The 23,723-nt window shown below is 69.0% G+C and carries 16 protein-coding genes; all 16 read right to left on the bottom strand.

Annotated elements, in window-relative coordinates; genetic code table 11:
* Complete coding sequence (locus tag ACWV14_RS03465) at nucleotides 1-2,346, bottom strand: type VI secretion system Vgr family protein (protein ID WP_454902617.1); 2,346 nt, start codon at nucleotides 2,344-2,346, stop codon at nucleotides 1-3.
* Between the two features lie 70 nt (nucleotides 2,347-2,416).
* On the bottom strand, nucleotides 2,417-2,812 hold the full coding sequence (locus tag ACWV14_RS03460) for a DUF4150 domain-containing protein (protein WP_081268481.1): 396 nt from the start codon (nucleotides 2,810-2,812) through the stop codon (nucleotides 2,417-2,419).
* Between the two features lie 20 nt (nucleotides 2,813-2,832).
* A complete protein-coding gene (locus ACWV14_RS03455) occupies nucleotides 2,833-3,447 on the bottom strand; it encodes a DUF3540 domain-containing protein (protein WP_454902616.1) in 615 nt (204 codons plus the stop codon).
* Between the two features lie 34 nt (nucleotides 3,448-3,481).
* Entirely contained in the window at nucleotides 3,482-4,534 is a 1,053-nt protein-coding gene (locus tag ACWV14_RS03450; RefSeq protein ID WP_454902615.1) for a pentapeptide repeat-containing protein, read from the bottom strand.
* Nucleotides 4,531-7,128: a DUF2169 family type VI secretion system accessory protein gene (locus ACWV14_RS03445; RefSeq protein WP_454902614.1), complete on the bottom strand. Its 2,598-nt coding sequence runs from the start codon at nucleotides 7,126-7,128 to the stop codon at nucleotides 4,531-4,533. Before ACWV14_RS03445 ends, ACWV14_RS03450 begins: the two co-directional genes overlap by 4 nt.
* A gap of 12 nt (nucleotides 7,129-7,140) precedes the next feature.
* A complete protein-coding gene (locus tag ACWV14_RS03440; RefSeq protein WP_454902613.1) occupies nucleotides 7,141-9,948 on the bottom strand; it encodes a type VI secretion system Vgr family protein in 2,808 nt (935 codons plus the stop codon).
* Nucleotides 9,949-10,272: 324 nt separating this feature from the next.
* Complete coding sequence (tssH, locus tag ACWV14_RS03435) at nucleotides 10,273-13,002, bottom strand: type VI secretion system ATPase TssH (protein ID WP_454902612.1); 2,730 nt, start codon at nucleotides 13,000-13,002, stop codon at nucleotides 10,273-10,275.
* A 39-nt stretch (nucleotides 13,003-13,041) separates the two neighbouring features.
* The gene (gene tssG, locus ACWV14_RS03430) at nucleotides 13,042-14,070 is read right to left on the bottom strand and encodes a type VI secretion system baseplate subunit TssG (RefSeq protein WP_454902611.1); all 1,029 of its coding nucleotides are present in this window, start codon (nucleotides 14,068-14,070) and stop codon (nucleotides 13,042-13,044) included.
* A complete protein-coding gene (gene tssF / locus ACWV14_RS03425) occupies nucleotides 14,067-15,959 on the bottom strand; it encodes a type VI secretion system baseplate subunit TssF (RefSeq protein WP_454902610.1) in 1,893 nt (630 codons plus the stop codon). Before tssF ends, tssG begins: the two co-directional genes overlap by 4 nt.
* A gap of 7 nt (nucleotides 15,960-15,966) precedes the next feature.
* Complete coding sequence (tssE, locus tag ACWV14_RS03420) at nucleotides 15,967-16,482, bottom strand: type VI secretion system baseplate subunit TssE (protein ID WP_409194760.1); 516 nt, start codon at nucleotides 16,480-16,482, stop codon at nucleotides 15,967-15,969.
* The gene (locus tag ACWV14_RS03415; RefSeq protein ID WP_454902609.1) at nucleotides 16,475-17,296 is read right to left on the bottom strand and encodes a type VI secretion system accessory protein TagJ; all 822 of its coding nucleotides are present in this window, start codon (nucleotides 17,294-17,296) and stop codon (nucleotides 16,475-16,477) included. Before ACWV14_RS03415 ends, tssE begins: the two co-directional genes overlap by 8 nt.
* Nucleotides 17,297-17,324: 28 nt before the next feature.
* On the bottom strand, nucleotides 17,325-17,882 hold the full coding sequence (locus ACWV14_RS03410) for a type VI secretion system tube protein Hcp (RefSeq protein WP_454902608.1): 558 nt from the start codon (nucleotides 17,880-17,882) through the stop codon (nucleotides 17,325-17,327).
* A gap of 36 nt (nucleotides 17,883-17,918) precedes the next feature.
* A complete protein-coding gene (locus ACWV14_RS03405) occupies nucleotides 17,919-19,925 on the bottom strand; it encodes a caspase family protein (RefSeq protein ID WP_454902607.1) in 2,007 nt (668 codons plus the stop codon).
* A 158-nt stretch (nucleotides 19,926-20,083) separates the two neighbouring features.
* Nucleotides 20,084-21,226, bottom strand: a complete 1,143-nt coding sequence (locus ACWV14_RS03400; RefSeq protein ID WP_454902606.1) for a hypothetical protein — start codon at nucleotides 21,224-21,226, stop codon at nucleotides 20,084-20,086.
* Nucleotides 21,227-21,253: 27 nt separating this feature from the next.
* Nucleotides 21,254-21,922 carry a hypothetical protein gene (locus tag ACWV14_RS03395; RefSeq protein ID WP_454902605.1) on the bottom strand — a complete coding sequence of 223 codons (669 nt, stop codon included), beginning with the start codon at nucleotides 21,920-21,922 and terminating at the stop codon, nucleotides 21,254-21,256.
* A gap of 186 nt (nucleotides 21,923-22,108) precedes the next feature.
* On the bottom strand, nucleotides 22,109-23,701 hold the full coding sequence (gene mltA, locus ACWV14_RS03390; protein WP_454902604.1) for a murein transglycosylase A: 1,593 nt from the start codon (nucleotides 23,699-23,701) through the stop codon (nucleotides 22,109-22,111).
* Between the last annotated feature and the right edge of the window lie 22 nt (nucleotides 23,702-23,723).

Here is a 23,723-nt window from a genome sequence, read left to right as displayed (position 1 = left end):
TCAGTCCTCCCCCAGGTTGGAGCCCTTGATCTTGATCGAGCCGCCGGCCTTGAACGACGCAGTGCCGTCGGCCTTGATGGTGATCTTGGCGCCCTTGATGGTGATGCCGCTGGCGTTCATGACGATCTTGCTGCCGCCCGCCTTGAGCATGATGGTGGGCGCCTCGACCATGCAGATCGCGCCCGCCTTGATCTTGATCGGTCCCTTCGATGTCTCGGCGATCACCGCCGCCGAGAGCTTGTGCGGGCCGCCCACGGAGATCGACTGCAGCGCGCCCACGCTGACCTTCTGAACGCCGCCCACGCTCACCATCTGCGCACCGCCCACCGACACGGTCTGCACGCCGCCCACGTTGATGGCCTCGCCCGCGCCCACGCTGTGCATGCGGCCCGCGCCAACGGTGTGCGCCTCGGCCACCGAGATGGTGGTGGTCTGCATGCCATTGACGGTGTGGCTGCGCCCGCCGGTCACGGTCACGGTCTCGCCGCCGTTCACGGTCTCGGTGCGGTGGCCGGTGATGGTGATGGTCTCGGTGCCGCCCACGGTCTCGCCGCGGTTAGAGCCTATGGAGATGGTCTGGTTGACGCCCACGTGCTGCGTCTGGTTGTTGCCCACGCTCTCCGAGTCGTCCACGTCGATGGTGTCGGTGCGGCTGTTGTGCACGGTGGTCGTCTGGTTGTGCTCTACCGTGGTGTTCATGTCGTACTGGCCGTGGATGGTCACCTTCTCCTTGCCGGCGGTGTCGTCCATCGACAGTTCGTTGTAGCCCTTGCCCTTGTGCGTGTTCGACTTGATGCCGCTCACCACGGCGCCGGCCGGCAGGCCGAACGGCGCCATCGATTCGCCGTTGTAGAAGCGCCCGACGATGATGGGCTGGTCGGGGTCGCCGTCCAGAAAATCGACGATCACTTCCTGGCCGATGCGCGGAATGCTGATCGCGCCCCAGCTCTTGCCGGCCCAGGGATGCGACACGCGCACCCAGCATGAGCTGTTCTCGTCGTTCTTGCCGTAGCGGTCCCAGTGGAACTGCACCTTCACGCGGCCGTGCTCCTCGGTCCAGATCTGCTCGCCGCTGCGGCCGGTGACGATGGCGCTCTGCGGGCCGGGCATGGTGACGCGCGGCGTCAGGCGCGGCGGGCGCCAGGGCGTGTTCAGCGGAATCACCGTGAGCAGGAAGCTGCTGCTCGCGCGCTGGCCGGTGCTCAGCGCCGGCGTCTCTGCGATCAGGTCGCCCACCAGTTCGCCCAGCCCGGTGTTGACGGGGTCGTCGGCCAGCGCGTCGTGCAGCACGACGTCGATCGAGCGCCGGCTTTCGGGAAAGTTCGCGCCCTCGTAGCCGGGGTGGCTAGCGACGAAGGTGCAGGCCGCGATCAGGTAGTCGCCGTCGCGCTTGCCGTCGGGGTCGCCCTTGAACGCGAAGCTGCGCCCGGCCGTCACGTCGGGCCAGCCGGTCAGAGCCCAGTGGCGCTGCCGCCGGCCGATGAGTTCGTCGAGCCGCAGCTGCGCGAGGTTGTCGGTGTCGTCGCCCGACTGATAGCCGCCCGGGAACTCGAACACTTCGAGGTCCGACAGTTCGTGCGTGTCGGGGTCGCCCTTGTCGGCGCGCAGCTGCTTGCTGATGACCTTGAAGTCCCGGTCGCGCGACGCGAACTTGCCCGATTCGAACTGGCGCGAGCTGATCCAGCGCGTGATCTCGTTGAAGCGCCCTTCCGATGCGCCGCGCTCGACGTGGCTCAGCGTGTCGGCAACGGGCAGCTTCTCGTGCGCCAGCGTGCTGGTGTCCGACAGGTACAGGGTGCCCGGCGCGTCGTGCGCGTCGAACCAGTAGTAGATGCCCTCTTCTTCCAGAAGGCGCGAAAGGAACTGGTAGTCGCTCTCCCGGTATTGCACGCAGTACACGTGGGGCTCATGGGGGCCGACCACGCCGCCCGCCTTGAGCTTCTTGAGGCTACCGACTGGGCTGTCGTCGAGCACCGCATCGATCACGCCCAACACCGGCTTGTTCTGCAGGATGCGCGCGTTGACGCGCTTGCTCAGCAGCCAGAACCACGAGCGCAGGCTGATGCGGTATTCGAGGAAGCGCCCGCTCTGTGCCACGCGCGTGAAGCGCACGGCATGCCCCTGGCAGTGCCGCTTGTGGGTGCCGCCGTCGGCATCGGCGAACTCGATCACGACGTCGAAGGAGCGGCCAAGTATGTCCGCGGCATCGATGCTTTCGTTGTCGGTCAGCACGGTGAGTTCGTAGGCCGACGGGCGCGCCAGCACTTCGTGGCCCACGATGCGCCAGAACATGAGCTTGTCGACTACGGGCGAATCGCCCTGGATGCTGAACTTGTGATCGGCCATGCTTTGCGCCCCTTTTCTTTCGTTCCCCCTCCCGAACCGCACCGCCACGCCGCCCACGCGGCCGCGGAGCCTACGGCGCCAGCAACAGCACCAGCGGCTGGCTCGGCACCGTGCGCACACCGGGGCAATTGGTGCTGTTCTGCAGCGACGTGCTGGTGAGCCGCGACGCGGGCATGCCCATCCACAGCACCGTGAAGGCGCCGGTGAGATGGCGGCTCGGCCCCATCACCGTGCCCGAGGCCACGCCCAGCATCACGCCCGCGTTGTCGCCGTTGGTCATGGGAATGGTGGTGCCCAGGTTGTGCGCCGGCCCGCCCATGATGAGGATCGTGGGACAGTTCGGAATCGCCATCGGTCCCATCGCGATGTTCGGATACGGCACCGGAATGGGCGACGGCGCGGCGGGCGTGATGCAGACATCGGGAAAGCCCATGTCGGTGCCCATCAGCTGGCAGTTGGCGAACATTTTTTCTCTCCCTTGGCGCTTCAACCGAAGTGGATCTGCGCGCCGCGCGCCTTGATGAGCTCGCGGCCGTTGACCAGCGTGTGCTCGCCTTCGAGCCGCAGCAACTGCTTCGCCTCGCACTCCAGGTGAGTGGCCGCAACGCGGTCGATGCCGTCGGTGGTGCGCAGGTAGTGTTTGCTGAAGTGCTGCACGCGGTCCATCACCGACGACAGCACCGAGCCGACCAGCTTGATGCCGGTGCCCACCACCGTGAGCTGGCGGCCGACGACGTCGGCGGTGTCGGTGGCGAGGCGGGTGCGCCGGGTGGCCACGTCGAGCTCTTCGGCCGCGAGTTCGAGCCGGCCGCCCTCCACGGCAATGCGCATGTTGTTGCCTTCGCAGCTGACGACGTTGGCGGTGCCTTCCTCGCGCTGCAGCACGGCCATGACCCAGACTTCGTCGGGCGCGATGCGCAGGCAGGCAACGCTGTCGCCGGCGGCAGGCTCGAGCAGGCAGCTCGCCGCGCGCCGCGTGCGAAGCCGCAGGCCGCCGCTGTCGACGACGAGCGCCCCGACCTCGTCGAGGCCGAGCACGCCGACGCACCACTGGCCGGTGATGGCCTGGGCGGGCGCCGGTTTCAGGTTGCTTGTCTTCATGGGGTGTTCCTCCGTTGCTTGCTTCGATATGGGGTCATGCGACCAGCGGCTGCCAGCGCTCGGATTTCTCGAGCTCCGGGTCGCTCTCGATGGCGCGCGCGCGGTCGGTCATCTGCGCGTCCTGCGTGTTGGCGCCATGCAGCACGGTGCGCATCAGCGTGGCGTGGCGCAGGTCGGCAGTGCTCAGGTCCGCATGGCGGAGATCGGCATAGGTGAGTTCGGCGCCCGTGAAGTTGGCGCCGCGCAGCTTCGCGCCTGCGAAGTGCGTCTGGTACAGGTCGCAGCCCGAGAAGTTGGCCTGCGGCAGCGCGGCCCCGGTGAACAGCGCCTGCCTCAGCTTCGCGCCGGAGAAGTCGCACCCGGTGCCGCTGGCCTCGCAGAAGATGGACGAGGGCGCCACCGCCTTCGCGAACTTCGCGCCGTCGAGCCGCGTGCCCTGGAAGTTGCACTGCCGCAGCACGATGCCGCTGAAGTCCGCGCCGCCCAGGTCGGTGGACGAGAACTGGCAGCCCTCCAGCTCCAACCCCGCGAACGACATGCCCTTCAGCGAGGTCTTGAAGAACACGTTGCGCAGCATGCGCGCACCGGTCCATGTGAGGTGAGACAGGTCGCACTCGTTCACCGTGGTGTAGTGCCAGCTGGTGTCGTCGGCGCACACGTCCAGCAGCACCGACTGGCTGAACACCGCCGAGTCGAGTTGCGCGCCGCGCAGCACCGCATGGTCGAGCCGGCACTTCGCAACGGTGGCCATGGTGAGCACGGTGCCGGCCAGTTGCGCATGCGTCAGGTCGCATTCGGTGAACACCGCGCCATGCAGGTTGGCCTCGCGAAGGTCGACGTGGTCGAGCAGGCAGCGGTTGAACACGGCCTTGCGAAGGTTCGCGCCCGAGACGAGCGCGCCGCGCAGGTCGCACTGGTCGAACACGGTCTCGCGCAGGTCTGCTGCGCGTAGGTCGGCTTCGGCAAGGTTGACCTTGGAGAACACGCCGCCGCCCAAAGGCAGTTTCGCGAACTGGCCCTTGCGCAGGTCGAGGCCTTCCAGCGCCTCCCCGACGCCCACTGCAATGGCGAGCAGTTGGGGTGTCATGCCGCAGCCTGCTGTTCAGGAGTGAGCCGGGGCCAGGTGCGCGCGCGCTGGAGCAGTGCGCCGTCGAAGCTGGTCGAGCCGTCGAGCCGCACGCGGCTCAGGTCGGCACCGAAGAGGTTGCTGCGCCGCAGGTCGGCGCCGCGCAGGTCGGCCGACTGGAACACCGCGTCGCTGAAGTTCACGCCCGACAGCAGCGCTCCGGAGCACACGGTCTTGCGCATCAGCGCGCCCTTGGCGCTGGCCAGCCGCAGGTCGGCCCCGTCGAGCTGCACGTCGCAGAGGTTGGCGCCGTCGAGCACGGCACGCACCAGCTTCGCGCCGCGCAGGTCGGAGGCGCCGAAGTTGAAGTTGCGCAGGTCGGCCAGGCCCATCTCGGCATCGGCAAAGCTGGTGCCCTTCACGGCCACGGCACCGGCGCACTTCGCGCCCATGAGCCGGGCGGCGTCGAGCTTGCAGGTGACGAAGGTGGCGGCTGCGAGCGTGGCGTCGTGCATGTCCACGCCCGTGAGGTCGCATTCGATGAAGTTGCAGGCCGACAGGTCGGCCTCGGGCCAGCGCATGCCCTTGAGGTCGAGCTTGTGGAAGACCTGGCCCGCGAGCAGCGCGCCGGTCCAGTCCGCCTCGCCCCAGGTGGTGTCGAGCAGCCGGGCTTTCGTGAAGTTGGCGCGCCGCATCTGCGTGCCCCCGAAGGCGCAATGCGTGAGCATGGCCTGCGAGAAATCGCAGCCGTCGAACACGCCGCGCGCGAGCCGCGCCTTGCCGAGGTTGGCCTCGCGAAAGCTGGCGCCGATGGCAATCACGCCTTCGAGGTTCGCATGCGCGAGCACCGCCCCCGAAAAAATGGCGCCCGAGAGGTTGGCATTGCTGAAGTTGGCGCTCTCCAGCCATGCGCCTTCGAAGTTCACCTCGCGCAGGTCGAGGCCGGAAAAGTCGGCGCCCGTGAAATCGGCGCGCGGAAACAGCTTGATGCCGGCCGCGATGGCGCGCGTCATCTCCGCGCGCAATGCCGCTGCCGCATCGGCCGGCATCGCAAATGCCGGTGGCTGTACGTGCGCGGACTGCAGGTAGCCCTTGCGCTGCACTTCCTCGAGTTCGCAGAGCCTGGGGAACATCGGCGTCAGGTCGACCTTGCGAGTGCTGCCCGCCGCCTGCGCCTGCATCTCGGCCAGGTGCGTCTCGGCGCTGTAGAGCGGCGGCCCACGGTGCTGCACCTTGGCGAGGTCGATGCGGTGCTGCTGCGCCGCTTCCAGCGCCTTCTCGAGCACGGTCACGACGTCTTCGACGGCGGCCCAGCCTTGCGCGTCGGCCTCTTTCATCTTCTTCTCGAGGTACGGAGGCAGTTCGTCGCCCACGGGCACCTTCTCGCGCGGCGGCATCCTGATGCCGAGCGCGTCGGGGTCCTTGCCCATTTCCACGGCCTTGTCGCGCGCGAACTCGACGTCCATCTCCGCCCGGCGGTACTGCGCCTCGCCCTGCAGGCCGTCCATGCCGAATGGTGCCTTGGCGGCTTCCACATCGGGGTCGAGCGTGCCGATGCCTTCGGGCAGCAGGTCGCTGTCGACGATGGCGTAGACGGGGCCCATCTTCGGGTCTGCGCGCCTGGCGGCGGCTTCGAGGTAGTGCGCGTCGCTGCGCGGCTCGCCGGTGCGCTCTACCGCGCCCATCAGGCTGGCCACGTCTGAGCCGTCGTCGGTACCGACTTCGGCCAGCCCCTGGAAGATCGCGATGCAGCGCTCCGCGTGCGGGAAGAACCACACGGTGGTCAGCCGCAGCGGCACCTCGCGCACCTTGGGCTCGCTGCTGCCGGCCATCCTGTAGCCGACGAACACGCGCGCGCGCAGGCCCGGCAGGCGGCCTTCGATGCGCGGCTTTTGCGGGTGCATGTTGTCGAAGGCGAAAGGCTCGTCGCCGGCGAGCGGCGCGGCCATCCACTGGTCGGGAGGCGCGAGGTTGAAGTAGCGCCAGTCGGTGTCGGGCGCAAAGCCCGGCGCATGCAGCTTCAGGTAGTCGGCGTCGTAGGTGCCGCGGTATTGCGCGCGCTGCGGATGCATCAGGTCGAGCGCACCGAAGCCGGCCGGCGCAATGGCCTGGTCGGGCCGCAGAAGGCGGTCTTGCGGCAGCTCGATGTTCGGCAGCCACAGGACGCCGTCGCGTGCCTGCCGGCCCCGGCCTTGCGGGTTCTGCGCGAAATCGGCGCCGCCGTATGCGGCGGCCCAGTCGAGCGGCAGCGACTCGAATGGCCGCGGCGCGCTGGCGCGCGTGCCCTCCCAGTGCCGCTCGCCGAAGACGAGCAGCGTCTTCTCGCATGCGCCGAAGCGCGCTCGCACCGCGCAGGCATCGGGCCGGCCGGGCGGCGCGAAGGCCTTGCCGTGCACCAGGAACTCGGGCGTGAGCTTGGCAACGCCTTCGTCGATCAGCGGCTGCGCCATTTCCTTGGCAAGAAAAGACCACATCGACTGCTCGGCCCACAGCGTGCCGCGCTCGCCCTGCGCGAACGGCAGGTGCAGGTACGCGCTGACGCTGAGTCCGAACCGCTTGCGGAACTCGATGGGCCGCGTCGAGAGGCCGAGCGCTTGAGGCTTGAGGACTTGCATTCGGCGCCCCGGCTAGTCGTCTTCGGGCTCGCGCTCCGCGGGCGGGCGGGCCGAGCCGTCGGGCTCGACCGCGTTGTTGACCTTGCCCAGGTCGGCGGTGCCGCTGGGGTCGCTGGAAAAGACCTCCGCGATCGGCAGCCCCAGCCCCATGATCGGCACCAGCCCGAGGATGGCGTCGACGCGCCGGTTGCTGGCCTTGCCCGCCAGCGACCGCAGCCGGTCTTCGAGGCTGTGCAGGCCTTCGGCATGCGCGTCGTCGGCGGCCTTGCCCAGGGCCTCGGCCGCATCGGCGTATTGCTTGAGCGTGGCGCCGATGTCGACGTAGGCCGAGGCCGCGCCCGCCACTGCGGCCAGTCCGCCGGCCACCGCTGCTGCCCCGGCGCCAGCGCCGCCAGCGCCCGGCGTGAAGGTGTGCAGCGCCGATTGCTTGACATCCATCGCCACCGCCGCGATGTCGGGCGCCGCGCAGTTGGTCAGCTTCACGCCCGCCGTGTTCTCGATGTTCACGCCCAGCACGTTGGCCATGGCCAGCGCCAGCGCGTTCTCGATGCTCATGCCGATGAAGGTCGAGCGGGTCACGCCCATGTTGGCTTCGCTGTTGGTGCCGATGTAGCCGCTCGAATTGGAGCCCAGCACCGTGGTGTTGGAGCCGATGGAGGTGGCGTTGATGTCGCCCACCGCCATCATCTCGATCTTGGTGTTGCTCACCAACTTGATCTTGTCGGCCATCAACCCCAGCGGGCCGCTGGGCACGGTGATGTACTTGGAACTCGCGCCCGTCACCAGCCAGTCGATGTGGCCGGCCTCGAAGCTCATCTTCGCGGCCTTGTAGGTCAGGTTCCCGCTGACGGTGATGGTCTGGTTGCCGGTCACGTTGCGGGTTTCTCCGGCGCGCGAGGTGTCGGTGCGCGCGCCGGTCACGTCGCTCAGGCTGGTGCCCGTGACCATGGTCTTGTCGTCGGCGTCGACGAAGGTGGTGCGGTTGCCCACCACCTGGTTGTTCTGGCTGCCCTTGACGGTGTTCTTCTGGTCGACCACCACCATGTTGGTGTCGTTGCGCGTGACGGTGCTCTTGCGGTCGCGGTCGACCAGGCTGGTCTGGTCGCGCTTGACGGTGACGGTCTGGTCGCGGTCGATGGTGGTCGAGTCGTCGCGCTCCACGCTGCGGCTCATGTCGAGCTCGGCATGGATGTTGATGTTCTCCTCGCCCTTCTTGTCCTCGAACATGATCTCGTTGTAGTTCGCGGGACCGCCGCCGGGCGTGGAGCGGGTCTTGAAGCCGCTCTGCGTGGGCGACTTGTACGGAATGGGCTGCTCGTCGTTGTAGACGCGCCCGACGATGACCGGCCGGTCGGGGTCGCCGTTGAGAAAGTCGACGATCACCTCCTGCCCGATGCGCGGAATGAAGTAGCCGCCCCAGCCCTTGCCGCCCCAGGGCTGCGACACGCGCACCCAGCAGGTCGACTTCTCGTTGCTCTCGTCGTAGCGGTCCCAGTGGAAGTGCACCTTCACGCGGCCGTGGTCGTCCACGTGCAGTTCGTCGCCCTTGGGACCGACCACGATGGCGGTCTGCGGGCCCGGCATGACCGGGCGCGGCGTGAGGCGCGGCGCGCGGAACGGCCGCTCGGCAGGCATCACGGTGAGCAGGAAGGCGCTGGCGCCGGTCTGTCCGGCCACCATTGCGGGCGTGGCGGCGATCAGGTCTTCGAGCACCTGCAGCGTGTCGGCGTTGACGGCGTCGTCGCGCAGCACCTCGGCCAGCGCCGCCTGCACCGGCCGCGCGGCCGACCCCGCGCTCACGCCCTCGTAGCCGCGATGGCTGGCGACGAAGGTGCAGGCGGCTATGATGTAGTCGCCGTTGCGGGTGCCGTCGGGGTCGCCCTCGAACTTGAAGCTGCGGCCGGCGGCGGCGTCGGGCCACGGCGTCAGCGCCCAGTGGCGATCGCGGCGCGCATTGAGTTCGTCGCCGCGCAGCTTGGCGCGGCTTTCCCCGTCGTCGCCGGTGAAGTAGCCGCCGGGAAACTCGAACATTTCGAGCGTGGCCAGTTCGTGTTCGTCCGACGCATCGATGTCAGCGCCGAGCTTTTTCTTGATGGCCTTGAAGTCGCTGTCGCGCGACGCATGCTTGCCGGTGTCGAACTGCCGCCCGCTCACCCAGCGCGACACTTCGTTGAAGCGCGCCTCGGCCGCGTCGGTGGCCATGTGGTGCAGTGTGTCGTTGGCGGGCAGCTTCTCGTGGGCGATGTCGCTGGCGTCCGACAGGTGCATGGTGCCGGGGGCATCGTGCGCATCGAACCAGTAGTACACGCCCTCGTCCTCCAGCAGGCGCGAGAGAAAGCCGTAGTCGCTTTCCTGGTGCTGCACGCAGTAGCGGCGGGGGTTGTGCGTGCCGATGACGTTGTCGGCCCTGGTTTTCTTGAAGCGCTTGATGGGGCTGTCCTCGAACACGGCATCGAGCACTTCGAGCACTTTCTTTTCCTGCAGGATGCGCGAGTTCCTGCGCTTGGTGAGCAGCCAGAACCAGGAGCGCAGCGCGATGCGGTATTCATAGTGGCGTCCCACGTGGCCCGTGCGCACGAAGCGCACCGCATGGCCCTGGCAGTGGCGCTCGTGGGTGCCGCCGTCCGCGTCCTTGAATTCGATGACCACGTCGAATGCGCGCCCGAGGATGTCCTTGGCGTCGATGGCCTTGTTCTTCGACAGCACCGTGAGTTCGTAGGCCGATGGGCGCGCCAGTGCTTCGTGGCCGACGATGCGCCAGAACATCAGGTCGTCCTTGGCGGGGGAATCGGTCTCTATGCGGAACTCGTTGTCGGCCATCTTTTTCTCTTTTGGTCTTTTTAAAGCGCTTGTTTGGGTGCGCGTGCACAGGACACCGGGTACTCCCCTCCGCGAATGTCCCCCGCCCTTCGGGCTCCTCCTTTATTTCGCTGCGGGGAGCACCCGGTGCCCTGTGCACGATGGACGCAGCGCTTGTGCGAGCCAATCAACAAGTGCTCCGAACGATCACGACGGCGGGGTGCCTTGCGCAGCGAAATAAAGGAGGAGCCCGAAGGGCGGGGGACATTCGCGGAGCAAGGTACCCCGTCGGCGTGATCGCGCCCCGAACAACCAGCCCCCAATACTGAAAAGCAGATAGTCATTTCAGTCAAAGGCATAGGTGAAGTCCGCGTCCTTCACATCCAGCGCAACCCGACGGATCTCGCCACCCGAAGCCAGGCGCTGCAGGTACTCCACGGAGATCGTCGGCAAAACGGTATTGGTGAGGATCGCGTCGATCACCCGCCCGCCCGACTCCGGGTCCTGGCAACGCGCCACCACCTGGTCGACCACCGCGTCGCTGTAGTCGAAGGGCACGCCGTGGTTGGCTTCCACGCGCTTCTTGATGCGGCCCAGCTGCAGCCGCACGATCTTCTTCATCATGTCCGGCGACAGCGGGTAGTAGGGAATGGTGACGATGCGGCCCAGCAGCGCAGGCGGAAACACCTTCATCAGCGGCGCCTTCAGCGCATCTGCCAGCGCGTTGGAGTCCGGCAGCAACTCAGGGTCGCGGCACATGCTCATCACCAGTTCGCTGCCGGCGTTGGTGGTCAGCAGGATGATGGTGTTCTTGAAATCGATCATGCGGCCCTCGCCGTCTTCCATCCAGCCCTTGTCGAACACCTGGAAGAAGATCTCGTGAACGTCGGGGTGGGCCTTCTCCACCTCGTCGAGCAGCACCACGCTGTAGGGCCGGCGGCGCACCGCCTCGGTCAGGATGCCGCCCTCGCCGTAGCCCACATAGCCCGGAGGCGCACCCTTGAGCGTGGAGACGGTGTGCGCCTCCTGGAACTCGCTCATGTTGATGGTGATGATGTTCTGCTCGCCGCCGTACAGCGCCTCGGCCAGCGCCAGCGCGGTCTCGGTCTTGCCGACGCCGGAGGTGCCGCAGAGCATGAACACGCCGATGGGCTTCTGCGGGTTGTCCAGCCGCGCGCGCGAAGTCTGGATGCGGCGCGCGATCATTTCCAGCCCGTGCTTCTGGCCGATGACGCGCTGGTTGAGCGTGTCGGCGAGCTTGAGCACCGCCTCGACTTCGTTCTTGACCATGCGGCCGACGGGAATGCCGGTCCAGTCGGCAACGACCGAGGCCACGGCCTGTTCATCGACCGAAGGCAGGATGAGCGGCGACTCGCCCTGAACTGCTTGAATCCTGCCTTGCAGTTCGTGCAGCTCCGCGAGCAGCGCCGCCCGGTCTTCACTCCCTCCCCCGCTGGGGGCGGGCTGGGGTGGGGGCACGTCGGCCTTTGCATCGCCCCCGGCACTCGGACCATCCACCGGCTTGCTCCCCGCACGCAGCTTCGCACGCAGCTCCAGCAGCCGATCGACCAGCCCCTTCTCTTCCTTCCAGCGCGCGTTCAGCGCGTCGAGCTGCACTTTCGACTCGGCCAGCAGCGCGGCAACCTGCGCCGCCCGCTTCGTCACATCGATGCCGATGGCCTCTTCACGGCCGATGATCTCCTGCTCGACCGTCAGCCCCTCGATGCGGCGCATGCAGTCTTCCACCTCGGGCGGCGTCGCGTGCTGCGACACGGCCACGCGCGCGCAAGCGGTGTCGAGCAGGCTCACGGCCTTGTCGGGCAACTGGCGCGCGGGAATGTAGCGGTGGCTCAGCTTCACTGCGGCCTCGATGGCTTCGTCGAGCAGCTGCACGCGGTGATGCTTCTCCAGCACGCTGGCCACGCCGCGCAACATGAGGATGGCCTTGGTCTCGTCGGGCTCGGGCACCTGCACCACCTGGAAGCGCCGCGTGAGTGCCGGGTCTTTCTCGATGTACTTCTTGTACTCCGCCCAGGTGGTGGCGCCGATGGTGCGCAGGTTGCCGCGCGCCAGTGCGGGCTTGAGCAGGTTGGCCGCATCGCCGGTGCCGGCCGCGCCGCCGGCGCCCACCAGCGTGTGGATCTCGTCGATGAACAGGATGATGGGCGTGGGCGAACTCTGCACCTCGTCGATCACCTGGCGCAGCCGCTGTTCGAACTCGCCCTTCATGCTCGCGCCGGCCTGCAGCAGCCCGATGTCGAGCGTGAGCAGCTTCACGTCTTTCAACTGCGGCGGCACGTCGCCGCGCGCCAGGCGCTGCGCGAAGCCTTCGACCACCGCCGTCTTGCCCACACCGGCCTCGCCGGTGAGCAGCGGGTTGTTCTGGCGGCGGCGCATGAGGATGTCGACGATCTGGCGGATCTCTTCGTCGCGGCCCGTCACCGGGTCCATCTCGCCTTTCTTCGCCTTCTCGGTGAGGTCGACCGCGAACTTCTTCAGCGCATCGCCCTTGCCCATGGCGGCCGGCGCCATTGCGCCCGAGTCTTCGCCCGGCGCGCCGCTGCCCATGCCGGTGCCGTCCTGCGCGCGCATCTGCGATTCGGGCGATGCATCGCAGATCTTCGCGAAGTTGTCGGCCAGGTCCTCGACCTTCACTTTCTCGAACTGCTTCGACAGGCCGAACAGCGGGTTGCGCAGGCTCTGCGTCTTGAGCATGCCGACCAGGATGTAGCCGGTGCGCACCTGCGCCTCGCCGAACTGCAACGTGGCATAGGTCCACGCGCGCTCGATGGCGTTTTCGATGTGCGGCGAGAAGTCGCTGATGGCGGTGGCGCCGCGCGGCAGGCGGTCGAGCGCGGCGGTCATGTCCTTGGCGATGACCGACACGTCGAGCCCGTAGTGCTGGATCACGCGGTGCAGGTCGGAGTCCTGCGCCTGCAGCAGCTGCGCGAACCAGTGCTCCAGCTCCACGTAGGGGTTGCCGCGCATCTTGCAGAACACGGTGGCGCCCTCGATGGCCTTGTAGGCCAGCGAATTGAGCTTGCCGAAAAGTGCGGTGCGGCTGATTTCACTCATGAGGAACTCCGTATCTCTTCTGAACGAATGAAGATGGGTTTATTGAAAGACGCGCTGGCTGCTGCCGATGCGCACGTCCGCCGCATCCTTTGACCGGGCGGAATGCCCGAGCCAAGACACCCAGCCGAGGCGCGGGCCGTTGCCCTTCGCGTCGCCCAGGCGCGTGGCGGGCACCTGCTGCTTCTCGAGCACCAGTGCGGCGTCCCACTCGAGCTCGTCGCCGAGCAGCTGCTGCATCCAGCGCTGCAGCACCGGCCGCGCATCGCCGGTCGGCAGGAACATGCGGTACTGCGCCAGCGTGAGCGGGCCCACGTGCAGCCGCACGCGGTGCTGCCGGTCCCACGCGCGGGTGCCCAGCATCGCGCCCATGCCCATCGAGCGCGAGCTCTCGCCCTGCCCCAGCCGCGTGAGTTCTCCGGCCGGCAGGCTCATCCAGTGGCCGACCCAGCGCTCCAGTTTCACCGGCACGCCGAAGTAGCTGCAAAGCACCGACTCCACGCTCTCCACGTTGTGCACGCGCCGCGCGAGCCAGCCCGAAAAATGCAGCCGCGCGTCGTCATGAATCTCGTCGCGCCCCACGCGCCCCGGCGTGCCGATGCCGACCAGCGCGCCCACCTGCAGCCGGAAGCGGTCTTCGCCCGGACGGTCCAGTGCCACGGCCGGCCGCGACTGCGCCCACGCGCGATAGAAGTGCAGCGAGAAGCGGTGCGAAAAACTGTCGAGGAACGCCAGCCACGTCGGGTCGCCGTGGTTCAGGCTGCGCTCGCGGATGAAGTCGCTCAGGTGCACCGGCAGCGGGCCGTTGGGCCCGATGTAGCCGAAGAACTGCTGGCGCAGTCGCGGCGGCGAATGCGCGGTCGCGGGCTCGAAACGGCTGAAGCTCGCGGGGGCGAACGACAGCGACGGCTCCTGCCCCACGCGCACCGGCTCCGCGCCGGGCAGCAATGCACGGCCCCAGCGCGGCGTGGTCTTCGCGACCGACTCCAGCCTTCGCATCACGGCGAAGTAGTCGAAGGCCCACGGCTCGGCCGACCACTCGCGCAGCGCGGCATCGACGCGCGTGCTCACAGGATCTGTCGCGTCCCGCACAGCGGCCTCCAGCGCATGGTCTCGCCCTTGCCCGCTATGCGCAGCACGGTCTCGACGAAGTGATTGACCTCCACATGGCGCGCCAGAAAGCGCGCGAGCACGGCGCCGAACAGGAACACGCTGTGGCCGTGGAAGGCGTCCTTGTCGACCTCGAGCGTCACCTCCAGCCCGCGGCCGAAGGCGATCGGTCCCTTCAGCGGCAGGCGCCGTGCAACGGGCTTGCTCTTGACCGACAGCAGGCCGCGCACCTGGCCCTGGCGCATTTCGTCGGCATGCACCGCATAGAGCATCAGCGTTTCGCGCAGCGCGGCGGCGCCCTGCTGGGGCGTGCTGTCGGACAGCGACAGATAGTTGATCGCAAGGTGGTCGACCACGCGCCAGCCCAGCCCCTGGCTCACCACCGGCGACACCGGCCGCGAGGGTCCGCGCACCATGCGCACGCGCTGCACGGGAAAGGAATCGACGCAGTCGAAGTCGTTGTCGCGGCCCAGCGGCATCAGCAGGGGCAGGTCGCGGTTGGTGCACAGCGCCGTCACCGCGAGCTGCCGCAGCGCGGCCGAGTACGGCGCCTGCTGCGGATCGACGATCTGCATGTAGACCTCGGAGCCGATGTGGCTGCTGCGGTTGCCTTCGGTGCGCTGCCGCACCGACAGCATGCGCGGCTCGCGCGTGGTCGTGAAGTAGGCGGGGTGGCTGAGCCGGCTGCCGTGGAAGGCCGAGTAGAACGGGCGGAACGGCTGCTCGGCCGCCGCTGCTTCGGCGCCGGGCGAGCCGTGGCCGATGACTTCGGTGACGGTGTGCACCTCGAAGTCCTGCGGCCGCGTGCGGTCGGGCACCAGGTGAAACTGGCTCACGCCTTCGGTGAGGGCCACGCGATCCAGCCGCTTGGTGAACAGGTTGATGGCCGGCACGCAGTGCAGCTGCACGTTGTCGGCGCTCACCAGCTTCTCGAGCGCCGCATCGCCGCGCGAGAACAGCAGCACGATCTCCACGTCGGCCACCGGCATCGCGGCCAGCACGTCCTTCAAGCCGCCGATGCGTGCGAACTGGAAACGCTGTGGAAACGCGAAGTACTCCTGCAGCAGCCGAAAGCCCGAGAAGCCGGTGGCCGTGGCGGGCAGCAGTGCTTCGTCTTCCTCGAAACCGACCGCGCCGATGGCGCTGGCCGGCAGGCTCTGCGCCGTGCCCTGCAATGCACCGGATGGCGACAGCGGGCGCACCAGCACGCCCACCGGCTGGCCCAGCGCGCATTCGTGCAGTTGCCAGGCCACGTCTTCCGCGCCGCTGAAATGCAGCACCAGTTCGTCGAGCGCGATCTGATCGAAGTTGAGCCCCGCCGTTGCATGCAGCGCGATGCGCAGGCCGCCGCGAATGGCGCGCGACTGCGGATGCGTGTTGAGAGGCAGGTCGGGCGCATAGGTGAAGTACTGCGCGCGCTGCACCTCGATCGGCCACACGCGCAGCGCGCTCGCGGTGCGGAACTCGCAGTGCGTGTTCTGCCCCACCGCCTGCCGCGCACGCAGTCCGCTGCCGCGCGGCAATGTGGGGCCGTTGGCAAGGTTCGCATCGTCGGGGTCGGGCACGAAAGACACGACCACCATCGCCGGCGTAGGCGCAAGAAAGTGCGGATAGACGATGTCGAGCAGATGGCCGGTGAAACGCGGGTACTCGGCATCGAGCTTCAGCCCCACGCGCGCCGACAGGAATGCGGTGGCCTCGATGAGCCGCTCCACGTACGGATCGGCCACTTCCTGGCCCTCGATGCCAAGTCGATGCGCAATCTTTGGAAATGCCCGCGCGAACTCGGAAGCGCTTTCGCGGAAGTAGCGCAGCTCCTGTTCGTACAGGCTCAGCAGCCGAGGGTCCATGCGGGACTCACCTTGGGTTTTGCGCCATGTCCACTATCTCGATGCGTCCTTCTTCCAGGTCAACGCGGCTTCGCATCAGGAACTCCAGCGGTACGGGCTGTGCCCACAACATGCCGCGTATCTGCAGGCCGATGCTGTTGTGGGAGTCCAGTGCCGGGCCTTCCATGACGAGTTCCACTTCGAGTGTGCGGGACAAAATGCGCGGCTCGAACTGCAGGATTGCGTTCTTCAAAGCCTGTTCCATGCTGACACGCTGCACCGACGAGGTGAACTGGCCAGACAGCATAGGCAATCCGTAGTTGATGACCGAGCGCGCCGCGTTCGGGTACTGCCTGTCGTCCATCGAGAGGCCGTAGCCGGTGGCGTTGAACAGCCAGCCCAGGTCGCGCAGCACGGCCTGGCGCAGCGCCTGCTTGGTGAGGGTGCGCTTCTCGTCGCTCTCCTTCTTCTCGTCGGGCGCATGGTCGACGAGGCGGTCGAGCAGCGAGGGCTGCAGCCGCTCCTGCGCGGTGAGCTCAGCCATCGACGTCGCCTTGCCCGGCTGCCGGCGTGAAGAGAATTTCGCGCACGTCCATCAGCGCATGCTCGCTGCCGTCGCTGCTGCTCAGCACGCGCTGGCCGTGGCCGGCCCACACCTCGGGCCGCAGCTCGCGCCATTCGGTCTTGCGCGCGAGAAGCAACTCGCCGTCCTCGGTCTTCTCGGTGCCTTCGTAGCGCGTGGGAATCAGCGCGAGCGTTTCGCCGCCGTTCTCGAACTGCAGGTGCGCGGGCATCCACACGCAGTCGCGCAGGTCTTCGGGCGGCTCGATCTTGATGTGCGCAAGGCGCGCATACGGAACCCAGTAGTACTTGCCGTTGACGAAAGCCTCGAGCACCGGGCCCAGTCGCATGTCGGCGTCGGCCAGCCATTCGAAGGGCGCGCCGTCGATGGTGCCGCCGATGGCGGGCGCGCCGTCGAAGGCGCGCTGGCGCAGGTCCTCGGCCAGATCGCTTTCGCCGCGGCCCTGCCGCAGCAGCGACTCGATGAGCAGCGCCAGCCATTCGTCGGGCTGGCCGAAGATCATCGGCGTGCGCTTGCCCGCGAACACGTTGGCGCGCAGGCCCTCGCAGCGCACGGCGTCGCCGTAGACCTGCTTCATGGGCACGGCCAGCGCGTCGAGTTCGGCGGCCACGGTGAGCTGGTTCAGCGCCCGCTCCCACTGGCCCAGCACGCACAGCAGCTGCGCCATGAACACGCGGTGCTTGCTGTCGGCGGGCCTGGCGCGCACATCGTCGCTCAGGGCCTTGAGGGCGGCCGCGGGGTCTGCGGCCTTGATGAGTTCGGCGGCGGTCGTCATGTATGCGGCTCCTGTGGCGTGTCTGCGCTCAGGCGCGCGTGAACTGGCATTCGCGCACCGCGCCGCGCGCGCCGGTGGTCTTCTGTGGCGCCGACTTGACCTTGGCCGTGCGGTAGCTGATGGAGATCAGCTCCGAGGGCACGCCCCACTGCCCGCCGGAGTTCAGCACGAGGCGGCAGATGCGCGCGTTCTCCAGCGCCAGTTCGAAGGTGGCTTGCGCCTCGGTCGAGCGCTGGTCGCCGCCGGACTTGAAGACGCTGATGACGACCTTCAGGTCTTTCTCCTGCGCGCGCAGCAGGCTGGCGATGGTGGCGGTGGCCGCGTCGCTGCGGCGCGCGACGATCAGGTTGTTGGGCACCACCTGGTTCTGCGCCGAAGACTCGGGCACCTGCACCGACCAGTAGTAGCCGCCGATGCTCAGTCGCGCCTTGCCGTCGTCGAAGGCGCGCTCGAGTTCGCCTTCGACCGGCGCGCCCTTGTTCTCGATCATCATGACCAGGTCGGTGCCGGTCGAGCCTGTGCCGATCAGTTCGTAGAACCGCCGGGCGTCTTCAGGGCTCCAGGAGCCGTCTTCTACAAATGCCATGTCACCTCCGGGTGCTTTGAAAAATTCGAACCGGCGTCACGGCCGGGCTCCGTCGGCGGGCGCGCCGCCGTTCCTGCGCAGCAAGGCGGCGAACACCTGCCGCTCGCGTTCGCCGCTGCCGGCCGGCGGCTGGCCGCCGCGCACGCGCACTTCCGACAGCTCGGCCTGCGCCGACGCCACGCCGAACAGGCGCGGCGCGCTGTAGGGCGCGGCGGGCACGGCCATGACGAGCAGGCGCGCGTCGCCCGGCGCATCGAGCCAGGGCAGGTCGAAGCGGCGGGCCGAAGGCTGCTCCGGCGTGCCGCGCTTGAAGCGGTTGGTCTCGCCCGACGTGTCTGGATAGACCGGCTGCAGGTTGCCGCGGCCGTCGATGCCCGCGACGACCAGATCGATCGAACGGCCGCTGGTGTTGCGCACGGTCAGCCGCAGGCGCTCACCCGTGCGCAGCGCGGGCAGCGCACCCGGGGCCTCGTCAACGGAAGCGCTGCGCAGCAGCCGCTCGCCGCTCCAGACTTCGAGCGCGGCGTCGAAGCCGTCGAGCCGGCCGTCCTTGCCGTAGTCCTGCAGCCGGGCAAGCCACTTGAGCTGCGCCAGCGACTGCAGGCGGCGGCGCAGCGCGGCGGTGTCGGGCAGCACGACGGTGGAGAGCGTGGCGCCGAACAGCGGTGCCAGCAGTTCGATGCGCTGGCCGGAGGGGCCGAGATCGGTCCAGCGCACGTCGGCGGGCGATGCGTCGTCGGCCGGGCGGATCGCGGCGGGGTAGTCCAGGCTCAGGCCGGCGGGCAAGGGCTTGTCGGCGCGCACGCGCAGGGCGGTCGCGGCCGGTTCGCCGACCGGCGTGATGCTCCAGAAGGCCGCGCCCGACACATCCTTCAGCGCAGCGGGCACGGCAAGCCCCGCGCCGCCGGGCGCGACCTGCGCAAGCGTTGCGGGCGCGCCGCGCACGGTGCCGTCCTCCAGCGTCGCGAGCACACGCACCTCCTGCTGCGGCACGAGGCCGTCGAGCAGGCCGGCCTTCACGGCCAGGCTGTCGCCGGTGCGCTGTGCGCGCCACACGGGCCGCGTGGATGCGGGCGCGCCACTGTTGGCGAACAGCGGCGCATCGAGGTTGCCTTCGGCTACCGGCGACGGCAGCTCGCGCGTGGGAAAGCGCTGCGCGAGCTCGTCGATGACGGGCGGATAGAGCGCGAGCACGCCGTCGAACAGTTCGCGCCAGGTGGCGGGCTTGCGCGACAGCGCCTCCACCACGGCCCAGGTCAGCAGGCCCTGCGGCCGGGCGTCGCGTGAATCGCGCGCGTTGCGAGCCTTGCGGGGCAGGCGCAGCTCCGGCGTGATCTGGTGGCTTTCGGAAGCGAATAAGGCGACATAGCGGGCGCGCGGCACGGCCTCGGCCGGAGCGGGTGCGGCCATGCCGGAGCGCACGGGCGCATTGCCGCCCCCCACAAGCTGCGTCGCTCGCAGGCCGCGCCAGCGCACCTCGTCGTCGGCCGGGCCTTCCGCTGTGGCAGGTGCATCGGCAGCGCCGCGCGTCATGGAATTGGCGGCGCAGGTATCGAACACCGAGGCAATGAAGACGTTCTTCGCGAGGAAGGCCTGGATCCAGACGTCGAATTCGGCATCGCGCAGGTCGCCGGTCAGCGTGCTGTCGCTGCCGAGCATGCCGCGCACGTCGCGCGCGAGGAAATTCTCGGACAGGCCGTCGGGCTCCTGGTAGCGCTTGGCCACGTCGCGCAGGCGGGTGCCGTGGCCGGAGAAATACAGCAACACAAAGTCGCCGCTCTTCGACTGCGCGAGCAGCCGCGCGAGCGCGTCTTGGATGGCCTGCGAGTCGGGCAAGGCAGCGCCGCTCACGCCGTCTGCCAGCACGGTGATGTCGGTCGTGCCGAAGCCCTGCCTGAGCAATGCATCGCGCATGAGCATCACGTCGTTGCGCGGCGCCTGCAGCCACAGGGCCTGCGGCTGGTTGACGAGTTCGGAGACGCCGACGAGCAAGGCGCGCTGCGTGGCGAAGGCGAGGCTGCCGCAGGCGAGCAGCCACAGCACGAGCAGTGCCTGCAGCCAGCGAAGTTGTCTTGCCCCTTCCCCCTCTGGGGGAAGCCTGGGATGGGGGCGGGCGGAGCGCCCATTGGATACGCCGCTTGCCCCCACCCCCGCCCTCCCCCAGCGGGGGAGGGAGAAAGACCAATGCGGGCGGCGCGGTGTCATGGCGGCTCCTGCGCCGGTCCGGCCGACTCGACCAGCGGCGACGCCGCCAGCACAGCCAGCGCATCCACCGGCTCCGGCACGCGCAGCCGCCACGCGCCGTTGCCGCCCGGCCCGCCCACCACGTCGGCCGAGATCGACTGCAGCAGCCGGTCGGCCTCGTCCATGCGCACGCCTTCTTTCCAGCACACCAGGAGGTCGGCGCGCGCCAGCGCGGGCGCCGTGGGCACCGCGCGGAAGCGCACGTCGTCTTCCTCCGCCGCGTCGCGCCCGCCGAGCAACCCGACGTTCTGGATCACCACGCACAGCGCGAGCACCGCGAAGGCCGGGCGCACCCAGCCTTCGGCGCCGAACCAGCGGCGGATGCTGCCCCACCAGCCGCCTTCGGGCCGCTCCTGCGGCCGTGCGCGCGGTGCCTCCGCTTCAGGCTGCACCAGCGCGCGGGCCAGCTGCAGCCCCGCGTTGCGGTACAGCGCCTGGTAGTCCGCGCGCGGGTCCCGCGGTCCGAGCGGCGTGCCCGACAGCACCGGGAACGCGCCACCGGCCACGCTGCGCAGCGCGATGCGCCCCGGCTCCGGCGCGATGGTCAGCGCCACATGCGCGGCCCATTCGTCGTGCACCGCGCGGATCGCCGCGAGCCGCGTGGCCGACACCTCGCCGAGCACGCGCGCGCACAGGCGCGGGCTGGGCTCCAGCGTGAGCACATTCCAGGCCTGGATCACGCCGAACATCGGCTCGAAAGGCTCGTCCTCGGGCTCCAGCAGCACGTCGAATGCACTGGCCCAGTCGGCCTCGCCCGCGGCCATCCAGCCTTGCCAGAGTTCGCCGTGGATGCAGCGGTCGAGCAGCACGCCGAGCAGCCGCCCCTCATGCACCACGCTCACGAGCCGGCCCGGCGCCCAGCGCGCCGGAAATGCGCGCAGCGCCACCGCCTCGCGGCGCCGTGCCAGTTCGGCCAGCGGCAGCAGCAGGCTGGACATGGCGGGCATGCGCACGGGCCTGCCACCCGTTGCGGGTGTCGCACCCGGCATGGCCACGACCGCGAGGCCGGGCTCTTCATCCGCGCCGTCCTCGGGCACGGCCGAGCCGGTTTCGAGCGCGTTGCGGATCACGCTGAGCGGGGGCCAGAGTTCGGTGGGCATGGCGTCTGTTCCTGAATGGCTATGTCTTCAGGCGTAAGACGCTTCAGCACCGAGGATTTTGAAAACCTGCAGGATCGCGTCCATGTTGCCGGGCTCGATGGCGATGCCCAGCGTCTGCTGCAGCCAGCCGCCGAGCCGGGTCTTCGCATAGTCGGCGGTCATGCCCTCGCGCTTGTGCACCAGGCCCAGCCGGCCCGCGCGGTAGTGGTACGACGCGATGGCATGGCGCGAGGCGATGCCCGACAGCCCGCCGTCGGCCTCCTTGCCGAAGCCCTCGCACAGCAGGATGCGCTCGGGCTCCGGCAAGTCTGCGATGAATGCACGCGCGGCCAGCTGCACGGCCTTCATGCTCAGGCCGTGCTCGGCAAGGCAGCCTTCGAGGTCTTCGCCCGCGCCCACTTCATCTTCCAGCTGCGCCTCGGTGATCTGCTCGCCGATGGACAGCTTGCGGCGGAACGCGCTGGCGCGCGTGCAGTCGATCAGGTAGCGGCGGAAGTACGCGCACAGCGCAAACGCGGTCGAGGGCGCGCTGTGGCTCGCGCGCTCTTCCGAATCGCCGGGGTCGGCATCGAGCCGCAGCACCTTGACGTAGATGAACTGCGCCACCAGCTCCTGCCGCCCCTCGCCCAGCACCTGCAGCTCGGGCGGGTTGCATGCGGCAAGCGCCGCGCCCACGATGCGGTACATGGCGCCCATGTCGTTCGCGGACAGCGTCTGCCTGCGCCGCCAGAGGCGGACAAGTTCACTGCTTTCCGAAGACGACAGGGTTTCCTGCATAAGCTCAGCGGCCGCCGCCGGGCCGCCCCAAGGCAGGCCGCGCCTCCCCCCCGGGGGGTGGAGTTACACGAGCGCAGCGAGTGAAAAGCCAGGGGGCAGACATGACTAGTCGTCGACGCAGCTGCCTTCGGAAGGCACCAGGCATTGGGGCAGGTTCGCGCCCACCGGCCCGCCGCGCGTGCGAATGGCCGACGACGTGGCCGCCTGCGCCACGGCCAGGCCGCGCGGCAGCAGGATCCACAGCTGGCCGCGCTCCTTCATGCGACGCGCGTTGGTCGCGGCCTGCTGGCCGTTGCCGAAGAAGTAGTCGGCGCGCACCGCGCCGCGAATGGCGCCACCCGTGTCCTGCGCGATGGTCAGGCGCTGCATCGGCGCGCCGCTGCCCGGCGTGCGGGTCGAGACGAACACCGGATAGCCCAGCGGCGTGCTGCGCGGATCGACCGCGATGGAACGCCCCGCCGACAGCGGCACGCCGAACGCGCCCACCGGCCCGCCGACCGGCGAGGTGGCTTCCTTGAAGAAAACATAGCTCGGGTCCTTGATGCCCGAGCCCGCGACCGCGCCGGCCGCGCGCCGCCCCGGCACCACCACCGCGCCGCTGGCGACCGGCCGCGCGAGCGTGAAGCCGCGTGTGCGGATGGTGCTGTTGTCGACCGCGCCCACATCGTCGTCGTCGCCGTCGTCCAGTTGCAGCTCGATGGACGAGCCGCGCACCTTCACCGGGCTGCGCGGCTTGCCGTTGGCGGCCTGTGCCAGCGTCGGGCGGAAGGGCTGGCCGTTCTGCTCGGCGTAGGCCACGCGGATCAGCTCGCCGCTGGGCAGCTTGATGCGGCCCGAGCCCTGGATCTGCATTTCGTACAGCGCGCTGGCGCTGCTCACGAAAGCCAGCACCTTGGCGTTGGGCGCGCCCTTGGTCTCGATCTCCTCGCGCGTGTAGTACGGCAGCAGCTGCTTGCCCTCGATGCGCAGCCGCACCTTGCGGTCGATGGTGTCGCGCGAGACGGCCGACAGGTCGAGCGCATAGAGGCCCGGCGCGCCCATGTCGCGCGTGCTCAGGCCGGTCTGCACCACCACGTTGCGCCCGTCCACCCGCGCGGCCACCGTGCCGTTGCCGGCCGGCAGCTTGCGCGCGTCGGCGAACAGCATGTCCTCGGGCTGGCCGTAGACCGGGTAGATGAAGGGCGCGCCGTACTGCCGGCTGCCCGCGATCTCGGGCTCGAAGTAGCCGGTGACCACGCCGTCCGGGCGGCGGTCGTCGTCGCGGATCTGGTAGGCCGAGAACTCGCCCTCGAAGAAGCCCCGGATCGCGTTGTTGTTCCTGCCGTCGACCTTGAGCGCGCGCGCGCACACCTCCTTCCATTCGGCGCCGCGCCCGGTCAGCACCTTGCAGCTGCCGAGGAAGGCGGGCCAGCTTTCGGAGAAGTCGTCGCGCGACCAGCCCGGCACCGAGTCGAAGCCGACCGATGTGTAGGTGGCGAGCTGGGTCGAGAAGGTGCGCGCCTGGCCGGCCACGCTGGCGCCGGTGGGCGGCGGCGGGCGCGAGGCGGCGGTGGCGTCGGGCGTTGCAACCGCGGTGTCGGTCTGTGCCGGTGGCGGCGCGGCGCAGCCGGCCAGCGAAGCTACTGCAGCGGCGACGCTCCAGCGAAGAAGCGTGGCGGTGAGGCGGGGGGTCGGGCGTGGCGGCAGTGAGGGGTGCATGGAGGTCTCCTGGTCCGGAAAA

This window comes from Variovorax durovernensis, from assembly GCF_977011995.1.
This window is presented reverse-complemented; position numbering and strand designations above follow the sequence as displayed.